Consider the following 2,102-nt stretch of genomic DNA (forward strand, 5'->3'; position numbering starts at 1 on the left):
AGGTGTCGCTGGGCAACCCGACGGTGAGCCTGGAGGAGACGATGGTCGCGATGCAGAAGTCGCAGATCGGTTTCCAGGCCACGCTGCAGGTGCGCAACCGGCTGGTGCAGGCTTACTCCGACATCATGAACATGTCGGTGTAACGGCCTGTTTCAAGACGGTTCCGTGACGAAGTAGACGATCCACGGTCACCCCCCATTCGCGTGTACCCGAAGGCGCAAGCGCCGGAACTTCGGGACAATCGGTGGTTGCCATCCGATGCCGTTGCGGCATCTCACCGTTGGACTGCTGTTTGAAATCCGCGTTTGCCATTCCGGGGCTGCTCGTCGCAACCCTCGTGACCTGCCTGCCCGCCCATGCCGACGACGCCGTCGAGCAGATGGTGGCCGGCATCGATGCCGTCCTGTTCGTCTGCACGCCGGTCGATCCGAAGAGCATGAAGCCGGGGGTGGAGATGCTGCAGCAGCTGGCGGCCAAGACCAAGTCGGACCTGTCCGCCGTGCGCAAGAGCGACGGCTACCGCGCCACCTACAACTCCGAGGTGAACCGGATGCTGTCGATGCCGGCGAAGGACAAGCTGGCGACCTGCCAGCGAGCCTTCTGACCGGCAGAAGTCCTTACTTCAGCGCCTTGTAGCGCAGGCGCTTGGGCTTGGCGCCCTCTTCGCCCAGGCGGCGCTTCTTGTCGGCCTCGTACTCCTGGTAGTTGCCGTCGAAGAACACCCACTTCGAATCGCCTTCACAGGCGAGGATGTGCGTCGCGATGCGGTCCAGGAACCAGCGGTCATGGCTGATCACCATGATGCTGCCGGCGAACTCGAGCAGCGCGTCTTCGAGCGCGCGCAGCGTTTCGACGTCGAGGTCGTTCGACGGTTCGTCGAGCATCAGCACGTTGCCGCCCTGCGCCAGCGTCTTCGCCAGGTGCAGGCGCCCGCGCTCGCCGCCCGACRGGCTGCCCACCAGCTTCTGCTGGTCATTGCCCTTGAAATTGAAGCGGCCGATGTAGGCGCGCGACGGCATCACGAACTTGCCGACGATGATGTTGTCGAGCCCGCCCGACACGTCCTGCCACACGGTCTTGTCGGCTTCGAGCGATTCGCGGCTCTGCTCGACGAAGGCCATCTTCGCGGTCGGGCCGATCTTCACGGTGCCCGAATCCGGCTGCTCCTTGCCGGCGATCATGCGGAACAGCGTCGACTTGCCGGCGCCGTTCGGGCCGATGATGCCGACGATCGCGCCGGCCGGCACCTTGAAGCTCAGGTCGTCGATCAGCACGCGGTCGCCGAAGCTCTTGCTGACGTTGCTGAACTCGATCACCTCATGGCCCAGGCGATCGGACACCGGAATGAAGATCTCGTTGGTCTCGTTGCGCTTCTGGTAGTCGACGTCGCTCAGTTCCTCGAAGCGGGCCAGGCGCGCCTTGCTCTTGGCCTGGCGGCCCTTCGGGTTCTGGCGCACCCACTCCAGCTCCTTCTTCATCGCCTTGGTGCGCGCGTCCTCGGTCTTCTGTTCCTGCTCGAGGCGCTGTTCCTTCTGGTCGAGCCAGGTGCTGTAGTTGCCCTTGTACGGAATGCCGCGGCCGCGGTCGAGTTCGAGGATCCACTCGGCCGCGTTGTCGAGGAAGTAGCGATCGTGGGTGATGGCCACCACGGTGCCGCTGAAGCGGCTCAGGAACTGCTCCAGCCAGTCGACCGACTCGGCGTCCAGGTGGTTGGTGGGCTCGTCGAGCAGCAGCATGTCGGGCTTGGACAGCAGCAGGCGGCACAGCGCGACGCGGCGCTTCTCGCCGCCCGACAGCTTGCCGACCACCGCCTCCCAGGGCGGCAGGCGCAGCGCATCGGCCGCGATCTCGAGCTGCAGGTCGGTGTTCTCGCTGCCGGCGGCGGCGATGATGGCTTCGAGCTCGGCCTGCTCGGCGGCCAGCGCGTCGAAATCGGCATCGGGCTCGGCGTATTCGGCATACACCTCGTCGAGGCGCTTCTTGGCGGCCAGCGAGCCGCCCAGGCCTTCCTCGACCGCCTCGCGCACCRTCTGGTCGGGCGCCATCACCGGCTCCTGCGGCAGGTAGCCGATGCGCAGGTTGGGCATCGGCGTGGCCTCGCC

At 65.8% G+C, this 2,102-nt stretch carries 3 protein-coding genes; 2 read left to right on the forward strand and 1 reads right to left on the reverse strand.

Annotated features, from left to right (window positions below):
* On the forward strand, positions 1 to 143 hold a 143-nt coding region (gene fliE / locus AC1D15_RS28710), incomplete at its 5' end, for a flagellar hook-basal body complex protein FliE (RefSeq protein ID WP_477828698.1).
* A 149-nt stretch (positions 144 to 292) separates the two neighbouring features.
* Entirely contained in the window at positions 293 to 604 is a 312-nt protein-coding gene (locus AC1D15_RS28715; protein ID WP_477828696.1) for a hypothetical protein, read from the forward strand.
* Positions 605 to 617: 13 nt separating this feature from the next.
* Here AC1D15_RS28715 and ettA read toward each other — a convergent pair.
* On the reverse strand, positions 618 to 2,102 hold a 1,485-nt coding region (gene ettA / locus AC1D15_RS28720; protein ID WP_477828697.1), incomplete at its 5' end, for an energy-dependent translational throttle protein EttA.

Source organism: Rhizobacter sp. P2_H2, assembly GCF_056403375.1.